A 16,821-nucleotide genomic window follows, 5' to 3' on the forward strand; every position below is an offset into this window, starting at 1 on the left:
CCGGGCGCTCCACCCTGTGGCGCATGGCACGTTGTGAGGTCTGCGGAAACGATTACGGCATGTCCTTCGAGGTTCATGCCCAGGGTGCGATTCACGTCTTCGACTGTTTCTCCTGCGCCATCCACCGCATGGCGCCCATCTGCGAGCACTGCCGCGTCCAGATCATCGGACAGGGCGTCGAGGTCGAGGGCAGCTGGTTCTGCGGCGCCCACTGCGCCCGCGCGGAGGGAAAGGTGGGCATCGTCGACAGGGTGTGAGGAAACGATCCTGGGGTCGGCCTCCGAGTCGGCCGAACCCCGCCGCGTGCACCCCATGACCGCAGTTGTACCGTCATGGGGTGTACCGCTTCCTGTTGTCCCGGCAGTGGGTGATCCTCACCCTCATCGCCCTCGTCCTCATCCCCACGATGATCGAGCTGGGTTTCTGGCAGTTCCACCGGCACGAACGCCGCGTGGCCCAGAACGCCCTGATCGCAGACAACCTCAAGGCGAAGCCGGTCCCGGTCGGGGAGCTCACCTCCCCCGGCCACACCGTCCCGCGCGCCGACTACTGGCGGCAGGTCACCGCCACCGGCACCTTCGACACCTCCCACGAGGTGGTCGTCCGCCGTCGCACGAACTCCGACGACCGGCAGGGCGTGCTCGTCCTGACGCCGCTCGTCCTCCCGGACGGCCGCGTCGTCCTGGTCAACCGCGGCTGGGTGCCGGCCGCCGCCGACCAGCGTTCCTACCCGTCGGTGCCGCCCGCCCCCGAGGGCGAGATCACCGTCACCGGCCGGCTCAAGGCGGACGAGACGACCGGCGCCAGCGGCATCAAGGACCTGAAGGGCCTGCCGGACCGCCAGGTCATGCTGATCAACAGCGAGCAGCAGGCCGCGCTCATCGGCCGCGAGGTCCTCGGCGGCTACCTCGAACAGACCGCCCCCGATCCGGTCGGCGACACCCCCGAGCTGATCCCCGAGCCCGACCACGACTCGATCGGCGCCCACATGGCGTACGCCGTGCAGTGGTGGCTCTTCACCGCGGGGGTGCCCGTCGGCTGGGTGATCCTCGTGCGCCGGGAGAAGCGCGACCAGGAGGCCGCCACCCGCGCCGGAGCCGCCGGGAGCGGGGCCGGGGACGGCGACGGGGACGGCGACGGGGACGGCGACGGGGACGGCGACGGGGCTGCCTCCGACGCCCCGGAGGCACCTGCCGGGGACACGGCTGCGGTCCAGGCCACCCCGTCCCTCTGATTGACGGCCGCCGCTTCCGGGAACAGCCCAAAGCGTGACGCAACGTATCGACGACTACGCCCTCATCGGCGATCTCCAGACCGCCGCGCTCGTCGGCCGTGACGGGTCGATCGACTGGCTGTGTCTGCCCCGCTTCGACTCGGCCGCCTGTTTCGCCGCGCTCCTCGGCGACGAGAACAACGGCCACTGGCGCATCGCGCCCAAGGGCGCCACGACCTGCACGAGCCGCCGCTACGTCGAGGACTCCCTGATCCTGGAGACCTTCTGGACGACCCGCACCGGCACCGTCAAGGTCGTCGACTTCATGCCGCAGCGGGACAAGTCGCCCGACGTCATGCGGATCGTGGAGGGCGTCAGCGGCACCGTCGAGATGAGCGCCGCCCTGCGGCTGCGCTTCGACTACGGCTCGATCGTGCCCTGGGTGCGCCGCGCCGACGGCCACCGGGTCGCGGTCGCCGGGCCCGACGCCGTCTGGCTGCGCAGCGAGCCGCCCGTGAAGACCTGGGGCCAGCAGTTCGCCACCTGCTCCTCCTTCACCGTCGCCGCCCGCGAGAAGGTCGCCTTCGTCCTGACCTGGCACCCCTCCCACGAGCCGCGCCCCGACCTCGTCGACCCCTTCGAGGCCCTGGAGCTGTCCCTGGAGGACTGGCGGGCGTGGGCGGCCCGCTGCACCTACCGCGGCCCCCACCGGGAGGCGGTGCTGCGCTCCCTGATCACCCTCAAGGCCCTCACGTACGCCCCGACCGGCGGGATCGTCGCCGCCCCCACCACCTCGCTGCCGGAGGAGCTCGGCGGCGTACGGAACTGGGACTACCGGGCGTGCTGGCTGCGCGACTCCTCCCTCACCCTCGGCGCGCTCCTCGCCGCCGGATACGTCGAGGAGGCGGCCGCCTGGCGGGACTGGCTGCTGCGCTCGGTCGCGGGCGACCCGGCCGACCTCCAGATCATGTACGGCCCCGCCGGGGAGCGCCGGCTGCCCGAGACGACGCTGCCGTGGCTGCGCGGCTACGCCGACTCGGCGCCGGTACGGACCGGGAACGCGGCCGTGGAGCAGTTCCAGCTCGACGTGTACGGCGAGGTCATGGACTCGCTCAACCGGGCGCGCGAGGCCGGGATCCCGGCGGAGCGGCACGCCTGGAACCTCCAGCTGAGCCTGCTCGGCTTCCTGGAGTCGACCTGGCGGAACCCCGACGAGGGCCTGTGGGAGGTCCGCGGGCCGCGCCGCCACTTCACCCACTCGAAGGTGATGGCCTGGGTGGCCGCCGACCGGGCGGTGCGCACCCTGGAGGCGGATCCGTCGCTGCCGGGCGATCCGGCGCGGTGGCGGGCGATGCGCGACGAGATCCACGCCGAGGTGTGCGCGAAGGCGTACGACCCCGAGCGGAACACCTTCACCCAGTCGTACGGCTCCCGGGAGCTGGACGCCGCCACCCTGCTCATCCCGCAGGTCGGCTTCCTGCCGCCGGACGACCCCCGGGTCGTCGGGACGGTGGACGCGGTGCGGAAGGAGCTGCTGCACGGCGGCTTCCTGCGCCGGTACAGCACGGACTCCGGGACGGTGGACGGGCTGCCCGGCCAGGAGGGGACGTTCCTCGTCTGCTCGTTCTGGCTGGCGGACGCGCTGCGGTTGACCGGCAGGACCGAGGAGGCGCGCCGGCTCTTCGACCGGCTCGTCTCCCTCCGCAACGACGTGGGGCTCCTCGCGGAGGAGTACGACCCGGTGGCCCGCCGCCAGCTGGGGAACTTCCCGCAGGCCTTCAGCCACATCGGGCTCGTGGGCACCGCCTTCGCCCTGGCCGCCGAGGAGGAGGAGGCGGAGGAGGAGGCTGCGGAGACGGCGGGATAGGCCAGGATGGGGCCATGGATCTTGGACTGAAGGACCGTGTGTACGTGGTGACCGGCGCGACGCGGGGGCTCGGCAGGGCCTCGGCGGAGGCGCTGCTCGCCGAGGGCGCGAAGGTGCTGATCACCGGGCGCGAGGAGAAGGCCGTCGCGGAGGCGGTGGCCGAGCTGGGTGCGGGTGCGGGCGCGGGCGGGGTCGCGGGCGAGGTCGCCGGGGTCGCCGCCGACAACGCCGATCCGGGCACCCCTGACCGGCTGATCGCCGAGGCCCAGGCGCGCTTCGGCGGCTTCGACGGCATCCTGATCAGCGTCGGCGGCCCGGCGCCCGGCTTCGCGGCCGACAACACCGACGAGCAGTGGGCGGCCGCCTTCGACACCGTCTTCCTCGGGGCCGTACGGCTGGCCCGCGCGGCGGCCGCCACGCTCACCGAGGGCGGTGTCATCGGCTTCGTCCTGTCCGGTTCGGTCCACGAGCCGATCCCCGGCCTGACCATCTCCAACGGGCTGCGGCCGGGGCTCGCCGGCTTCGCGAAGTCCCTCGCCAACGACCTGGGCCCGCGCGGGGTCCGCGTCGTCGGGCTGCTGCCGAGCCGGATCGACACGGACCGGGTGCGCTCCCTCGACGCGCTCTCCGGCGACGCGGACGCGGCCCGCGCGGCGAACGAGGCCACGATCCCGCTGCGCCGCTACGGCACCCCGGAGGAGTTCGGGCGGACGGCGGCCTTCCTGCTGTCGCCGGCCGCCTCGTACCTGACGGGGCTGATGCTCCCGGTGGACGGCGGCGCGCGCGGCGGCTTCTGAGCCGCGCTCAGGTGACCCTGCGGGCCCGGTGCTTCACGGCCCGCAGGCGGGCCTCCGTCGGCAGCGCGGGCAGCCCCGCGGACGTCCGGGCGTGCGCGAGGGCCTCGGTGCTGAGAGTGCTCAGGGCGTCCCCCGGGACGGCGTGCGGCTCCAGGAGGAGGGCGACGCGGGTACGGGGGGCGGTGCGGCGGCCGGTGAGGGAGACCCGGGCCTTGGCCACACCGTCCTGCGCGGCGGCGTCCGCCTCCAGGACGTCCTCCAGGGCCCGGCCGCGCAGGACCGCCCCCTCGCCGTCGCCGGTGTCGACGAGGACCTCGCGGAGCCGGGCCCGCCGGAACTGGACGAGCAGCCACCACAGGGCGAGCAGGACGACGAGCCCGAGGCCCGCGATGACCACCGGCCACCACCAGCTCTCGTCGCGCCACCGCTGGCGGTCGGCGGCGGAGAGCAGGACGTCGGAGGGGCCGGACCAGGGCCACCAGGACGGCACGGACAGGTCGAGGCCCGCGGCGAGGACGGCGCCGCCGGCGAGGACGAGGAGCAGCCCGGCGAGCCCGAGCAGGACGCGGTTGACGCGTCGGAGGACGACCGTCACCGGGTCACCCCTTCCTGGGCGGTCGGGTCACCCGTACGGTCAGCGCGGGCGGGTGGGCGAGGCCGAGTTCGTCGACGCCGGTGGCGAGGACGGTCTCCACGTCGGCGCGGACCTCGTCGAGCGCCCGGAAGTGCGAGACGGCCCGGACGCCCACCTTGGCGCGGCCGACGCGGACCCGGACGGACTGGACGCCGGAGACCTCCATGGCGCGGTCGCGCAGGGCGAGGGCGGCGGCCTCCCGGTCGAGCCCGGCCCGTACGTCGGCGTGTTCGCGGCGCATGGGGAGGACGGCGCGCAGCCCGGGGGTGGCGGCCAGGATCAGCAGCCAGACGCCGAGCAGGACGGCGAGGGCGGCGCCGGTGAGGACCGTGGCGCTGTCGAGGGGTTTGCTCGCGAGCGTGTCGGCGAGCTCATGCCGCCAGGCCATGGCGGAGCGATCGGCCCGGACGGCCGCCACGTCGTACAGGAGCAGCCCCGCTCCGCCGAGGACGACGGCCGCCAGGACGGCGGCGGGGATCCGCCGGACCGCCCAGAAGCGGCGCACCCGGGGTCCCGGGGCGTCGGCGAGGACGGGTACGGAGTCGGGGGGCCCGGCCTCCTCGGCTTCGCCGGAGGGCGGGTGCGGGCCCGGGGCGGGGGCCGGGGTGGTGGTCATGAGAGGCGGCCCCTCGGGGTGCTCTGGCGCGTGTGCGGGGAGTGGAGGCGCTCCACGTGGACGGTGACCTCGTGGACCTCCATGCCGACGAGGCCCTCCACGCGGCTGCGGACCCGGCCCCGGACGGCCCCGCACTGGCGGCCGATGTCGGACGGGTAGGCGAGGTCGAGGTTGACCGAGACCCGGGCGACGTCCCGGTGGACGACGACCGAGGCGTGCGGCGCCGAGCCGCCCTCCGGGACGGCGTCCAGCGCCTCACGTGCGGCCTGGGAGGCGATCTTCGCGACGACCCGGTCGGCGATCGTGGTCGCCCCGCGGTCGCGTACCGGGTCCGCTGCCACCCCGGGTCACCGCCGCCGGTCGCCGCGCTCGCGGCCCCGGAACAGGTCGCCGGGTTCGAGATCGCCGTCGAGGAAACGCCCGGCCACGAAGCCGATCGCGCCCAAGGCCGCGACCAGCAGAAACGCCCCGAAGCCGCCGAAGTACCCGGCGAAGCCGAGGGCCATGCCGGCCACCAGGCCGACCACCGCCATGCTCATTCCTGTCCCCTTTCGAGGCCTGTTCGCCCTTCGAGGCCTGGTCGCCTTTCGAGGCCTGGCCGACGGACGGGCCGCCGACGGCTACTGGAGCCTCTGCTCCGGCTCTTCCTCCTCCTCGTCCGGGAGCTTCACATCGCTGACGGCGATGTTGACCTCGACGACTTCGAGGCCGGTCATCCGCTCCACGGCGGCGATGACGTTCTCCCGTACGTCGCCGGCGACGTCGGCGATGGAGACGCCGTAGTCGACGACGATCTCCAGGTCGAGCGCGGTCTGCACCTCGCCGACCTCGGCCTTCACCCCTCGGGTGACGCTCGCCTTGCCGCCGCCTCCGCCGGGTACGCGGTCGCGTACGGCGCCGAAGGTGCGGGAGAGGCCGCTGCCCATGGCGTGGACGCCGACGACATCGCGTGCGGCGAGGCCGGCGATCTTCTCCACGACGCCGTCGGCGATCGTGGTCCGGCCCCGGGAGGCCGGGGCGCCGCCGCCGCGTTTGGTCACGGAGGTACGGCGCGGTTCGTCGGTCGAGCTGTCACCGGAGTGTGCGGAGTCCGCCATCAGATTTCGCCCCTTCTGGGATATTTCGGGGTTCTTCGCCCACACTAAGGGCGGCTGCCCGATCCCGCCCCGGGGATACGGCAGGCTGGGGCAATGACGACGGCTGAGGGTTGGGCGGCGGCGGTACGGGACCGGCTCGCACCGGGCAGGCTGCTGCCGCTCGGGGCACCGGAGGACGGGGCCTGGATCACGGAGCGCGCGGCGCGGACGGCCCTCGACGGGGCAGCGGCGGCGGTACGGGGAGTGGTGCCGGGCGGACTCCGGGTCGGGCCCGCCACGGAGACCGGACCGGACGAGGACGACCGACCGGAAGCCGGGTCGGGCGACGGACCGGAAGGCTGGTCGGGCGAGGGATCGGACGGCGGGCCGGACCGCGGACCGGAAGGCGGGGCGGGCGACGGGCCCGCACCTGGGGGCCTGCGGATCTCGGCGGGCTTCGGGGCCGTGGCCGGGCGCCCGCTTCCGGAGCTCGCCGCCGAGCTGCGCGCGGCCCTCCTCGCGGCGGCGGAGGACGGGCTCGGCCTGGTGGTGGCGGCCGTGGACCTCCGGGTGACGGAGCTGCTCGACACGGCACCGGAGAATCCCGGGCCTGCCACTCCCCCACCCGGGCGACCCTCGCCCGCGACGGACGATCCCGCCGCCCTCGCGGCGCTGCGGGTCGAGGGCGTGGCGGGCGTGACGGACGCGCTGGGCCCGCCGGTCCTGCGGGAGTCCGGCCGGGTGCGGGTCGAGCTGGCGGTGACGGCGGACCACCGCCCCCTGGACGTGGCCCGCGCCGTCCGGAGCGCCGTGACCGCCGCCGCCCCGGAGGCGACGGCGGTCACGGTACTGGTCTCGGAACTGCGGTAGGGAGCGCCGTAAGGGGGGCGTGCGTCAGTCGCCGAGGCCCGCGAGGTCGCGCAGACGGCGGGCCTGGGCGGCGCGCTCGGCGGTGCGCTGCTCCTCGTACGAGCGGCCGGCGGCAGCCTGGAGGAGCGCCTTGGTCTCGTTGACCGCGGCGCGCGGCGCCGCGAGCAGGGCGGCGCTCAAGTCCCGTACCGTCGCGTCGAGTTCCTCCGCGGGCACGGCGATGTTGGCGAGACCGGTGCGCTCGGCCTCCTCCGCGTGGACGAAGCGGCCGGTGGCGCAGATCTCCAGCGCGCGGGCGTAGCCGACGAGCGAGACGAGCGGGTGCGTCCCGGTCAGGTCCGGGACGAGACCCAGGCTGGTCTCGCGCATGGCGAACGCCACGTCCTCGGCGACGACCCGCAGGTCGCAGGCGAGGGCGAGCTGGAAGCCCGCGCCGATGGCATGCCCCTGGACGGCCGCGATCGACACGAGGTCGCTACGGCGCCACCAGGTGAACGCCTCCTGGTACTCGGCGATCTCCGCGTCGAGGTCCTCGTCGGAACCGCGCGCGAGATCGAGGAAGGACGGCTCTCCGTCGAAGCCCTCGGGCGTGAACGCCTGCCGGTCGAGCCCTGCGGAGAAGGACTTTCCCTCTCCGCGCAGGACCACGACCCGCACGCTGCCGGGCAACGACCGGCCGGCTTCTGTCAACGCCCGCCACAGAGCGGGAGACTGAGCGTTGCGCTTCGCCGGATTGGTCAGGGTCACCGTGGCAACGGCGTCCTCGACGGTGAGCCGTACACCGTCCTTGTCGAATACGAGCTCAGAGTCGTCGAGCGTAGTCATGGGGCGCCTCCGGTTCCGGTGCAGCACTTGCATCGATGCTAAGTGACTGCACAGTAACCACCTGGCCGACCGCACGGCCGACCGGGTGGCCACCGAGAGACCCGGTGGCCGGTCGAGCCGCCCCGATGACTCAGACCGAGGCTGCCTTCTTGCCCCGTGTCGCTCCGCCGCGTCCACGCAGCGTGACTCCGGACTCGCTCAGCATCCGGTGGACGAATCCGTAGGAGCGGCCGGTTTCCTCGGCCAGCGCCCGGATGCTCGCACCGGAGTCGTACTTCTTCTTCAGGTCTGCCGCGAGCTTGTCGCGCGCGGCGCCGGTCACCCGGCTGCCCTTCTTCAGAGTCTCGGCCACCCGTGCCTCCTCATGGGAAGTGCGCTCTGGACTTCTCATGATCACCCCTCCCCGCCGTCCTGGCCACCCATTCGACAAGGTCCGTGCCGCCGGGTTGCACGAGGAGCACCTCCCCGCCACGACCGGAACCATGAATTCCGCACCGGCGGAAAGCGGGTCCCGTGCCGTACGGAGCGGGAAGTGCCAGGTCAACGCCGCAGGGGGAACACACGTACGGCGCGGGTCTGCCGGAAGGATTCGGCAGAGCACCGCGCCGGGGTGTACGAGACGCCCTCACTCAGATGAAGGATCACCCATGAGCCGAATGATCCAGCCCTGAATGATCACTCCGGGCCCCGGGACACGCCGTCGGGCGCGTCCGGAGCTCAGGACCGGGTCAGGCCAGGGCCACGAGGTCCGCGTAGTCCGCGCCCCACAGGTCCTCGACACCGTCCGGGAGCAGGATGATCCGCTCCGGGTCGAGGGCCTCGACGGCGCCCTCGTCGTGGGTGACGAGGACGACCGCGCCCTTGTACGTCCGCAGGGCGCCGAGGATCTCCTCGCGGCTGGCCGGGTCGAGGTTGTTGGTCGGCTCGTCGAGGAGCAGCACGTTCGCCGAGGAGACGACGAGGGTCGCGAGCGCGAGACGGGTCTTCTCACCGCCGGAGAGGACCCCGGCCGGCTTGTCGACGTCGTCACCGGAGAAGAGGAAGGAACCGAGCGTCTTGCGGACGGCGACGAGGTCGAGGTCGGGCGCGGCGGAGCGCATGTTCTCCAGGACGGTCCGCTCGGGGTCGAGCGTCTCGTGCTCCTGGGCGTAGTAGCCGAGCTTCAGACCGTGGCCGGGGGTGACCTGGCCCGTGTCGGGCTTCTCGACACCGCCGAGGAGCCGCAGCAGCGTCGTCTTGCCCGCGCCGTTGAGGCCGAGGATGACGACGCGGGAGCCCTTGTCGATGGCGAGGTCCACGTCGGTGAAGATCTCGAGCGAGCCGTAGGACTTGGAGAGCCCCTCGGCGGTCAGCGGCGTCCTGCCGCAGGGCGCCGGGTCCGGGAAGCGGAGCTTGGCGACCTTGTCGGAGGCGCGCACGGCCTCCAGGCCGGAGAGCAGGCGCTCGGCGCGCTTGGCCATGTTCTGCGCGGCGACGGTCTTGGTGGCCTTGGCGCGCATCTTGTCGGCCTGCGAGTTGAGGGACGCGGCCTTCTTCTCGGCGTTCTGACGCTCGCGCTTGCGGCGCTTCTCGTCGGCCTCGCGCTGCTGCTGGTAGAGCTTCCAGCCCATGTTGTAGACGTCGATCGTGGTGCGGTTGGCGTCCAGGTAGAAGACCTTGTTGACGACGGTCTCGACGAGGTCGACGTCGTGGGAGATGACGATGAAGCCACCGCGGTAGGTCTTCAGGTAGTCGCGCAGCCAGACGATGGAGTCGGCGTCGAGGTGGTTGGTGGGCTCGTCGAGGAGGAGCGTGTCGGCGTCCGAGAAGAGGATCCGGGCGAGCTCGACGCGGCGGCGCTGACCACCGGAGAGGGTGTGCAGCGGCTGGCCCATGACGCGGTCGGGCAGACCGAGGGCGGCGGCGATGGTGGAGGCCTCGGCCTCGGCCGCGTAACCGCCCTTGGTCAGGAACTCGGTCTCCTGGCGCTCGTACTGCCGCATGGCCTTGTCGCGGGTGCCGCCGCTGCCGGTCGCGATGCGCTCCTCGTTCGCCCGCATCTTCTTGAGGAGCGTGTCGAGGCCGCGGGCGGAGAGGATGCGGTCGCGGGCCAGGACGTCGAGGTCGCCGGTGCGCGGGTCCTGCGGGAGGTAGCCGACCTCGCCGGAGCGGGCGATGGCACCGGCGGCCGGCTGGCCCTCGCCCGCGAGGCACTTGGTGAGGGTGGTCTTGCCCGCTCCGTTGCGGCCGACGAGGCCGATGCGGTCGCCCTTGGCGACGCGGAAGGAAGCGGACTCGAGGAGGACGCGGGCGCCGGCGCGCAGCTCGATGCCGGTGGCGGTGATCACGGACAGACTCCAGGGCGGTGGGAAACGGCGGAAGGACTGCTGCTGACGGGCTTCGACGCCGCTAATGCACGGGGAGAGTGGCCATACGGCCAGTCTAACGGGCTTCTGCAACTGGTTTTCGGCCATGTGGGTGCCTTGCGGCGGGATCGGAGTTTTCTCACATTTCTCAAGATCTCTCTCATGTCACACAAAAGGGGCGAGCGCGCAGAGATCGTTCGATACTCGGCGCAGGGCGGCGGCCACTGCCGCGGCAGTGACGCGGAGGGTGGTGGACCGTGCAGTTCGACGACGACGCCGACCTGGACACCTCGGAGGTCAAGGACGTCCGGAGCAGCCGCGTCCCCGGCGGCAAGGCGACGATCGGCGGCGGCGTCATCGGGCTCATCGCGCTGATCCTGGGCGTGATCTTCGGGGTCGGTCCCGACCAGCTCGGGCTCTCCGACGGCGGCGAGGCACCGGTCGCGACCTCCTCCTCCGCGGCCCAGGTGAACCAGACCTGCAAGAAGGGCTCGGACGCGAACACCCGCGAGGACTGCCGGATCGTCGCCGTCGTCAACAGCGTCCAGGACTTCTGGCGGAGCGAGTACGCGCGGCGGGGCGGGACCTACGGGAACGCCCCCACCGTGATGTTCACCCAGCGGGTCGGGACCGCGTGCGGCTCGGCCACCTCGGCCGTCGGGCCCTTCTACTGCCCCGGGGACCGGCAGGTCTATCTGGACCTGGGCTTCTTCGAGGAGCTGCGGACCAAGTTCGGGTCGAGCGGCGGACCCTTCGCCCAGGCGTACGTGGTGGCGCACGAGTACGGGCACCACGTCCAGAACATGATGGGGACCCTCGGCCGGGCCCAGGACGGCCGGACCGGCGCGAACTCCAACGCCGTCCGGGTCGAGCTCCAGGCCGACTGCTACGCCGGGGTGTGGGCCCGGCACGCGACGACCACCCCGGACGAGAAGACGGGCCGGCCGCTGCTGACCCGGCTCACGGACGAGGACATCCGGGACGGTCTCGACGCGGCGGCCGCGGTGGGCGACGACCGGATCCAGGAGAGGTTCCAGGGCCGGGTGACCCCGGAGAGCTGGACGCACGGCTCGGCGGCGCAGCGGCAGCAGTGGTTCTACCAGGGGTACAAGACCGGCGACATGGCCCAGTGCAACACCTTCCGCTGAGTTGCCCGTGGGGGCTGCCAGACTGAGATCCAGGTCACATTCGGCTGAATCGAGAGGAAGTGATCGGGATGGCAGAGGCACCCCACATCTGTCCGACGCTGACGTACGAGGACGCGAAGGGCGCGATCAAGCTGCTCACGGAGGGCTTCGGCTTCACGGCGACCGCCGTGTACGAGGCCGAGGACGGGCTGGTCGCGCATGCCGAGCTCGCGTACGGGAACGGCATGGTGATGCTCGGCAGCAAGGGCACGGGCAGCGAGTTCGACAAGCTGATGGCGGGCGGGGGCCCGGTGGGCGTCTTCGTGCACGTGGACGACGTGGACGAGCACCACGCGCGGGCCGTGGCCCACGGCATCGAGATCGTGCTGCCGCCCACGGACCAGGAGTACGGCTCGCGGGACTACACGGCCCGGGACGCCGAGGGCAACATCTGGAGCTTCGGGACGTACACGCCCGGCGCCGCGGAGTAGCCGGGCGCCGGACGTCGTACGGGCTGCTCAGGCTCCGCCGGTGTGGACCTGGAAGGCGGCCCTGCGGACGGCCTTGGACAGCGCCGGGTCCGGGTGGGCGGCGGCCAGGGCGACCAGGACCTGGACGGTCCGGGGGTGGCCCACGGCCCTGACCTCGTCGAGGAGCGCGGGGACGGTGCCCTGGACGGCGGATTCGAGGTGGCGGACCAGCAGCTCGCTCTCGCCGTGGTCGGCGACGGCCGCCGCCGTGTCGACCCAGAGCCAGGTGGCCTCCTCGCGGGTGAGGACCTCCTGGGCGTCGTCGGGGTCGGCGCCCTCGTACTCCGCCAGCCAGAGCAGGGCGTACGGGCGCAGGGACGGCTCGGCGACGGTGGCGCGGACCTCGGCCTCCGCGGGGGCCCCGACGACCCGGAGCGCCTCGAAGGCGAGGCCGCGCAGGAGGGCGTCCTCGCCGCGGGCGACGGCGAGGAGTTCGGCCACCGCGCTGGAGAGCGTGCGGGCCGCGAGCCAGGCGCGGTACTCGGCGCGGGCCGGTCCCGGGGTGAGCCGGGCGCAGCCGCGCAGCATGTCCTCGGCGGACTGCTCGATGTTGCCGGCGGGGCTCTGCGCGGCGACGCAGATCTGCTCCAGCTTGACCCAGACCGCCCAGTTGCCGAGGGGGGTCAGGGTGGCGTGCCGGGCGTCCGCGCCGGGAGCGAGGGTGCCGGGGTCTAGGGTCAGCGCGCCGACGGCCGCCAGGCCCTCCAGGGCCCAGTCGAGGAGGGCGGGGAGCCCGTGCCCGTCCGTGCCGGGGGTGTCCGCCGCCGCGCCGGGGGTCTCCGACGGCTCGGGGGCGGTGTGCGCCGGCTCGGGGGTCGGCTCGGTCGGCGGGACCTCGCAGCGCTCCTCGCGGAGTTCCTCGACGCGCTGGCCTAGGAGGTCGAGGAGGGCCGGGACGAGGACCGGGCCCTGGGAGAGCTGGAGCAGCGAGAGCACCTGCGGGACGGCCTCGACGACCTCGGCGACGGCGCTCGGCGCGACGCCCTCGGGGGCCGGGTGGACCAGGGACCAGGCGTCGAAGAGGGCGACCCAGCCGCGCAGGACGGCGGAGTCGTCCCGGTCCCAGGCGTGCAGCCGCCAGCCGGGGCGGGCGGTGTCGCCGTGGAGCTCGACGAGCCCCGCGAGCCGGGCGCGGTCCCAGCCGGCCCGGATCTGGCCGGGTGTCAGGTCCAGTGCGGCCGCGGCCCGTTCCTGGGCGGTGACGGCTTCGGCGCCGGCACGGAGGGCGGCTTCGGGACCGCGCTCGACGGCGGCCCAGCGGGCGATCCGTACGGCGTCGGCGAGGACCTGCCGGGCCTGGCGGGCGAGTTCCGCGCGGGGCGGAGTGCCCTCGGGCGGCCGCGGCGCCGGCCGGGTGCGCCGGGTCGTCACGGCCCGTCGGGCGGTGGCCAGCGCCCGCGGGCGGACGAGTCGGAGTCTGGAGTTGCGCGCCAATGGTTCATCGGGCTTTCGAGACGTCACGGGGGCAGTCTTCCCGCTGACGGCCCGAAAGCCCAATCGGAATCCGCAGCCCCGTCAGAACGGCCGTCGGAGGAGCCGCCGGAGGAAGGGGTGCGCGTCGCCGGAGCAGGCGTCGGAGCAGGGGTCAGAGCAAGGGGGTGAGGAAGCGGCGCAGGGCCTCTTCGTAGCGGACGGGGTCGGCGTTCCACATCGCCGCGTGCGGGGCGCGCCGGACCGTGTGCAGGGTGACCAGATCGGGGCGGCGGGCGGCGAGCTCGACGGACGGCTCCCAGGGGGCGAGCGTGTCGTCGGGGCCGTGCAGGAGGAGGACGGGGACGCGCAGGGCGCCGGGTGCGGAGGCGGCCTGGAGCCGGTCCGCGTGCGGACCCGTACGGGCCTGGGCGGCGCGGACGGCGAGCGGGAGCAGCGGTCCGGGGACGTGGTGGGCCGCGGCGAGGCCGCGGAGGGTGGCCTCCCAGTCGAGGACCGGGGAGTCGAGGACGAGGCCGCTGATCCGGTCGCGTACGCCCGACTCGGCGGCGGCGCGCAGGGCCATCGCGGCGCCGGTCCCCCAGCCGTGCAGGACGACCTTGGCGGCGCCGCGGCGGACGGCGTAGCGGATGGCGGCGTCGACGTCCCGCCACTCGGAGTCGCCGAGGTGGGCGAGACCGTCCGGGGAGGCGGGCGCCCCCTCGTCGCCGCGGTAGGCGGGGACGAGGACCGGGATCTTGCGCCGGTTGAAGAAGGGGACGAGGTTCAGGGGGTGCTCGCGGGTGGTGCCGAGGCCGTGCAGCGCGATCACCCACGTGGTGCGGGGGGCCGACACGAGCCAGCCGGGCAGGGGGCCGAGCTCGCCGGGGATCTCGACGTCCTCGTGCGCGAGCCCTAGGGCGCTGATCGGGGTGCCCCGGTGGAGCTGGGGGGTGAGGCGGACGCGGGCGCCGGGGCCGAGGACACCGAGCTCGACCCGTTCGAGGCGGCGGACGACGGTGTCGGCGGTGTGGGGGACCCGGTCGAGGACGGGGCCGAGGACGGCGTGGAGGCCGGGGGCCTCCATTCCGTACGTGCCGGGGCGCAGCGAGGCGAGGCTGCGGGTGAGGGTGATCCGTTCGGGTCCCGTGGCGTGCACGGTGAGTCTGGGGTCTCCCGGGAGTGGTCGTCCGGACGGCACCCTGAGGGCGACGTCGCTGGCGTACCGGCCGGCCGCTACCGCGGCCGCACCGACACCGATCAGGGTGGTGACGGCCGCTGCCGTCGCTGTAGCCGGGCGCACGCTCCCAGTGTCGGCAGGTCGCGGGCGGCCTGCCACCGGGCGGACCCGGCCGGGGGGCCTCGCACCTCCGAGGGGCCTCGCACCTCCGAGGGGGCCTCGCGCCTCCGGGGATCCCTCCCGCGAGTGACATGGCTCTCCTCGGCGGGGTCCCCCGGTCGGATGGTCCGGTCCAGGGAGCGGAACGGGGCGGCGGGGGGTGAACCGGGCAGGCTCGCCGGTGCCCCGTAACGGCCCGGATTACCCGGGGTCGCAGGGTGACCGCATCGTGGACGCACTCCCCGGCGGGGGGCTAAGCGGAATGTCTTGACACCGGATGGGGACACCACGTCGCCCGCCCCAGTTCATCTTCCGTTCACCCAGGTTGCTTACGTTCGTCGAGCCACTGACGTCAAACGATTGCCTGGGTAAATGGAACACATCACGCTGCTGCTCGCCATTGTGGTCGTGACAGCTCTCGTGTTCGATTTCACGAACGGTTTCCACGACACCGCCAACGCGATGGCCACGACCATCTCGACCGGTGCACTCAAGCCCAAGACGGCGGTGGCCATGTCCGCCGTGCTGAACCTCGTCGGCGCGTTCCTGTCCGTGGAGGTCGCCAAGACGATCTCCGGCGGGATCATCAACGAAGAGGGCATTCGTACAGAAGTGATCTTCGCGGCGCTCGTGGGCGCCATCCTGTGGAACCTGCTGACCTGGCTCCTGGGCCTGCCGTCCAGCTCCTCCCACGCGCTCTTCGGCGGCCTCATCGGCGCAGCGGTCATGTCGGCCGGCTGGTCGGCCGTGAACGGCCCCACCATCGTCACCAAGGTCCTCATCCCGGCCGTCGCCGCGCCGATCGTCGCCGGCCTCGCCGCGATGCTGGCCACCCGGCTGACGTACAAGATCGGCGCCAAGACCGAGGCGAAGCACACCGCCAAGGGCTACCGGGTCGGCCAGATCGCCTCCGCGGGTCTCGTCTCCCTCGCCCACGGCACCAACGACGCCCAGAAGACGATGGGCATCATCACCCTCGCCCTGGTCACCCAGGGCGTCGTCGCCCCCGGCTCCAACCCGCCTCTCTGGGTCATCGTCGCCGCCGGCGTCGCGATCGCGCTCGGCACCTACCTCGGCGGCTGGCGCATCATCCGCACCATGGGCAAGGGCCTCACCGACCTCCAGCCGCAGCAGGGCTTCGCCGCCCAGACCAGCGCCGCCACGGTCATCCTCGCCTCCTCGCACCTCGGCTTCTCCCTCTCCACCACCCAGTCCTGCTCGGGTGCCGTGATGGGCGCGGGCCTCGGCCGCAAGGGCGGCGTCGTCCGCTGGTCGACCGCGACCCGGATGTTCGTCGCCTGGGGCCTGACCCTGCCCGCCGCCGCCCTCGTCGGCGCCGGTGCCGAGTTCCTCACCAAGCAGGGCCCCTGGGGCATCGCCGCCGTCGCGGTCCTGCTGGTCTCCGGCTCGGCCGTCATCTGGTCGCTGTCCCGCCGCAAGCCGGTCGACCACAACAACGTCACCGACGACGACCTCGACGGCGAGTCCGAGCCCGCGGGTGTGGTGACCACCGCCATCGCGGCCGTCACCCCGCCGCCGGCCGGTTCCGTCGCCGCCGTCGCGGACGAGGACCTCAAGACCACCATCCCCTCGCCGGTCCCCACGGACCCGGCCGCTCCCCCGGCCCCCGCCGCAGCGGTGTAAGGAACCAACGACATGAAGATCGACTGGGCAGCTCTCGGCGCCGTCTTCGGGGTCAGCCTCGTGGCGACCGTCGCCCTCGTGGGCCTCTTCACCCTCGGCATCATCGGCCTCTCCAAGCAGGAGCAGGCCGCCGCCCAGGGCGGCTCGGCCACGATGGCCCGCACCGGCGCCTACGCCTGCTTCGCCCTGTGCGTGGCGGCCGTGGCGTACGGCATCTATCTGATCGTCGCCTGACGGTCCTCTCTGTACGACGGCCGGGCGGTCCGCACCTTCGGGTGCGACCGCCCGGCCGTCGTGTGTGTGGTCCGTGTTTGTGGTGCTTCGCACAGTGACCTGTCGCAGGTCAAGGGTGAGTTGACGGGTGTTCGCGGGCCGTGGTGGACTGCCGAGGCCATTACGGCGGCAGCAGAGGAAGTCCGGTGCGAATCCGGCGCGGTCCCGCCACTGTGACCGGATCCGACGGGTCCGGAAGTCAGGAACTCTCGCCGCCGGTCACGTCGATCCAGGGCGCGGACCCTGAGTGAGGAC

General features: G+C 73.3%; 19 protein-coding genes and 1 riboswitch. Of the genes, 9 read left to right on the top strand and 10 right to left on the bottom strand.

What is annotated here, in order from left to right:
• Window positions 1–23: 23 nt before the first annotated feature.
• From ACFC0G_RS00230 to ACFC0G_RS00245, 4 genes are all read left to right on the top strand, one after another.
• Entirely contained in the window at window positions 24–257 is a 234-nt protein-coding gene (locus ACFC0G_RS00230) for a hypothetical protein (protein WP_376394741.1), read from the top strand.
• 80 nt (window positions 258–337) lie between these two features.
• Window positions 338–1,234: an SURF1 family protein gene (locus ACFC0G_RS00235; protein ID WP_376394744.1), complete on the top strand. Its 897-nt coding sequence runs from the start codon at window positions 338–340 to the stop codon at window positions 1,232–1,234.
• Between the two features lie 34 nt (window positions 1,235–1,268).
• Window positions 1,269–3,080, top strand: coding sequence for a glycoside hydrolase family 15 protein (locus ACFC0G_RS00240; protein WP_376394747.1), 1,812 nt, complete (start codon window positions 1,269–1,271; stop codon window positions 3,078–3,080).
• A gap of 14 nt (window positions 3,081–3,094) precedes the next feature.
• On the top strand, window positions 3,095–3,877 hold the full coding sequence (locus tag ACFC0G_RS00245) for an SDR family oxidoreductase (protein WP_376394750.1): 783 nt from the start codon (window positions 3,095–3,097) through the stop codon (window positions 3,875–3,877).
• A 7-nt stretch (window positions 3,878–3,884) separates the two neighbouring features.
• Here the strand turns inward: ACFC0G_RS00245 and amaP are convergent, their stop codons facing one another.
• The 5 genes from amaP to ACFC0G_RS00270 all read right to left on the bottom strand — a co-directional run bounded on the left by amaP (window position 3,885) and on the right by ACFC0G_RS00270 (window position 6,224).
• Window positions 3,885–4,472 carry an alkaline shock response membrane anchor protein AmaP gene (gene amaP, locus ACFC0G_RS00250; protein ID WP_376394753.1) on the bottom strand — a complete coding sequence of 196 codons (588 nt, stop codon included), beginning with the start codon at window positions 4,470–4,472 and terminating at the stop codon, window positions 3,885–3,887.
• 4 nt (window positions 4,473–4,476) lie between these two features.
• Window positions 4,477–5,127 (bottom strand): DUF6286 domain-containing protein, encoded by a 651-nt coding sequence (locus ACFC0G_RS00255; protein ID WP_376394756.1) that lies wholly within the window; start codon window positions 5,125–5,127, stop codon window positions 4,477–4,479.
• Entirely contained in the window at window positions 5,124–5,468 is a 345-nt protein-coding gene (locus tag ACFC0G_RS00260) for an Asp23/Gls24 family envelope stress response protein (protein WP_376394759.1), read from the bottom strand. The genes ACFC0G_RS00255 and ACFC0G_RS00260 overlap by 4 nt, the downstream gene beginning before the upstream one ends.
• 6 nt (window positions 5,469–5,474) lie before the next feature.
• Window positions 5,475–5,666 (bottom strand): hypothetical protein, encoded by a 192-nt coding sequence (locus tag ACFC0G_RS00265; RefSeq protein ID WP_024756245.1) that lies wholly within the window; start codon window positions 5,664–5,666, stop codon window positions 5,475–5,477.
• Window positions 5,667–5,747: 81 nt separating this feature from the next.
• Window positions 5,748–6,224, bottom strand: coding sequence for an Asp23/Gls24 family envelope stress response protein (locus tag ACFC0G_RS00270; protein WP_376394763.1), 477 nt, complete (start codon window positions 6,222–6,224; stop codon window positions 5,748–5,750).
• A gap of 93 nt (window positions 6,225–6,317) precedes the next feature.
• On the opposite strand from ACFC0G_RS00270, the gene ACFC0G_RS00275 reads away from it, so the two are divergent.
• On the top strand, window positions 6,318–7,073 hold the full coding sequence (locus ACFC0G_RS00275) for a hypothetical protein (RefSeq protein ID WP_376394766.1): 756 nt from the start codon (window positions 6,318–6,320) through the stop codon (window positions 7,071–7,073).
• A gap of 24 nt (window positions 7,074–7,097) precedes the next feature.
• Here the strand turns inward: ACFC0G_RS00275 and ACFC0G_RS00280 are convergent, their stop codons facing one another.
• From ACFC0G_RS00280 to ACFC0G_RS00290, 3 genes are all read right to left on the bottom strand, one after another.
• On the bottom strand, window positions 7,098–7,898 hold the full coding sequence (locus ACFC0G_RS00280; protein ID WP_376394769.1) for an enoyl-CoA hydratase/isomerase family protein: 801 nt from the start codon (window positions 7,896–7,898) through the stop codon (window positions 7,098–7,100).
• A gap of 130 nt (window positions 7,899–8,028) precedes the next feature.
• A complete protein-coding gene (locus ACFC0G_RS00285; protein ID WP_024756249.1) occupies window positions 8,029–8,250 on the bottom strand; it encodes a helix-turn-helix domain-containing protein in 222 nt (73 codons plus the stop codon).
• 376 nt (window positions 8,251–8,626) lie between these two features.
• Entirely contained in the window at window positions 8,627–10,225 is a 1,599-nt protein-coding gene (locus tag ACFC0G_RS00290) for an ABC-F family ATP-binding cassette domain-containing protein (RefSeq protein WP_024756250.1), read from the bottom strand.
• Window positions 10,226–10,500: 275 nt separating this feature from the next.
• On the opposite strand from ACFC0G_RS00290, the gene ACFC0G_RS00295 reads away from it, so the two are divergent.
• Both ACFC0G_RS00295 and ACFC0G_RS00300 read left to right on the top strand, forming a co-directional pair.
• Entirely contained in the window at window positions 10,501–11,391 is an 891-nt protein-coding gene (locus tag ACFC0G_RS00295) for a neutral zinc metallopeptidase (RefSeq protein WP_376394774.1), read from the top strand.
• A gap of 68 nt (window positions 11,392–11,459) precedes the next feature.
• Window positions 11,460–11,861 carry a VOC family protein gene (locus ACFC0G_RS00300; RefSeq protein ID WP_376394777.1) on the top strand — a complete coding sequence of 134 codons (402 nt, stop codon included), beginning with the start codon at window positions 11,460–11,462 and terminating at the stop codon, window positions 11,859–11,861.
• A gap of 27 nt (window positions 11,862–11,888) precedes the next feature.
• Here ACFC0G_RS00300 and ACFC0G_RS00305 read toward each other — a convergent pair whose 3' ends face one another.
• Both ACFC0G_RS00305 and ACFC0G_RS00310 read right to left on the bottom strand, forming a co-directional pair.
• The gene (locus ACFC0G_RS00305) at window positions 11,889–13,271 is read right to left on the bottom strand and encodes a hypothetical protein (RefSeq protein ID WP_376394780.1); all 1,383 of its coding nucleotides are present in this window, start codon (window positions 13,269–13,271) and stop codon (window positions 11,889–11,891) included.
• Between the two features lie 214 nt (window positions 13,272–13,485).
• A complete protein-coding gene (locus ACFC0G_RS00310) occupies window positions 13,486–14,613 on the bottom strand; it encodes an alpha/beta hydrolase (protein ID WP_376394783.1) in 1,128 nt (375 codons plus the stop codon).
• Between the two features lie 408 nt (window positions 14,614–15,021).
• On the opposite strand from ACFC0G_RS00310, the gene ACFC0G_RS00315 reads away from it, so the two are divergent.
• Complete coding sequence (locus ACFC0G_RS00315) at window positions 15,022–16,293, top strand: anion permease (protein ID WP_376394786.1); 1,272 nt, start codon at window positions 15,022–15,024, stop codon at window positions 16,291–16,293.
• Window positions 16,294–16,305: 12 nt separating this feature from the next.
• Entirely contained in the window at window positions 16,306–16,527 is a 222-nt protein-coding gene (locus ACFC0G_RS00320; protein WP_376394789.1) for a hypothetical protein, read from the top strand.
• A gap of 135 nt (window positions 16,528–16,662) precedes the next feature.
• A riboswitch (cobalamin riboswitch) is annotated at window positions 16,663–16,795 on the top strand.
• Window positions 16,796–16,821: the final 26 nt, after the last annotated feature.

The sequence above is a fragment of the Streptomyces sp. NPDC056169 genome (genome assembly GCF_042268445.1).
GTDB lineage: Bacteria > Actinomycetota > Actinomycetes > Streptomycetales > Streptomycetaceae > Streptomyces.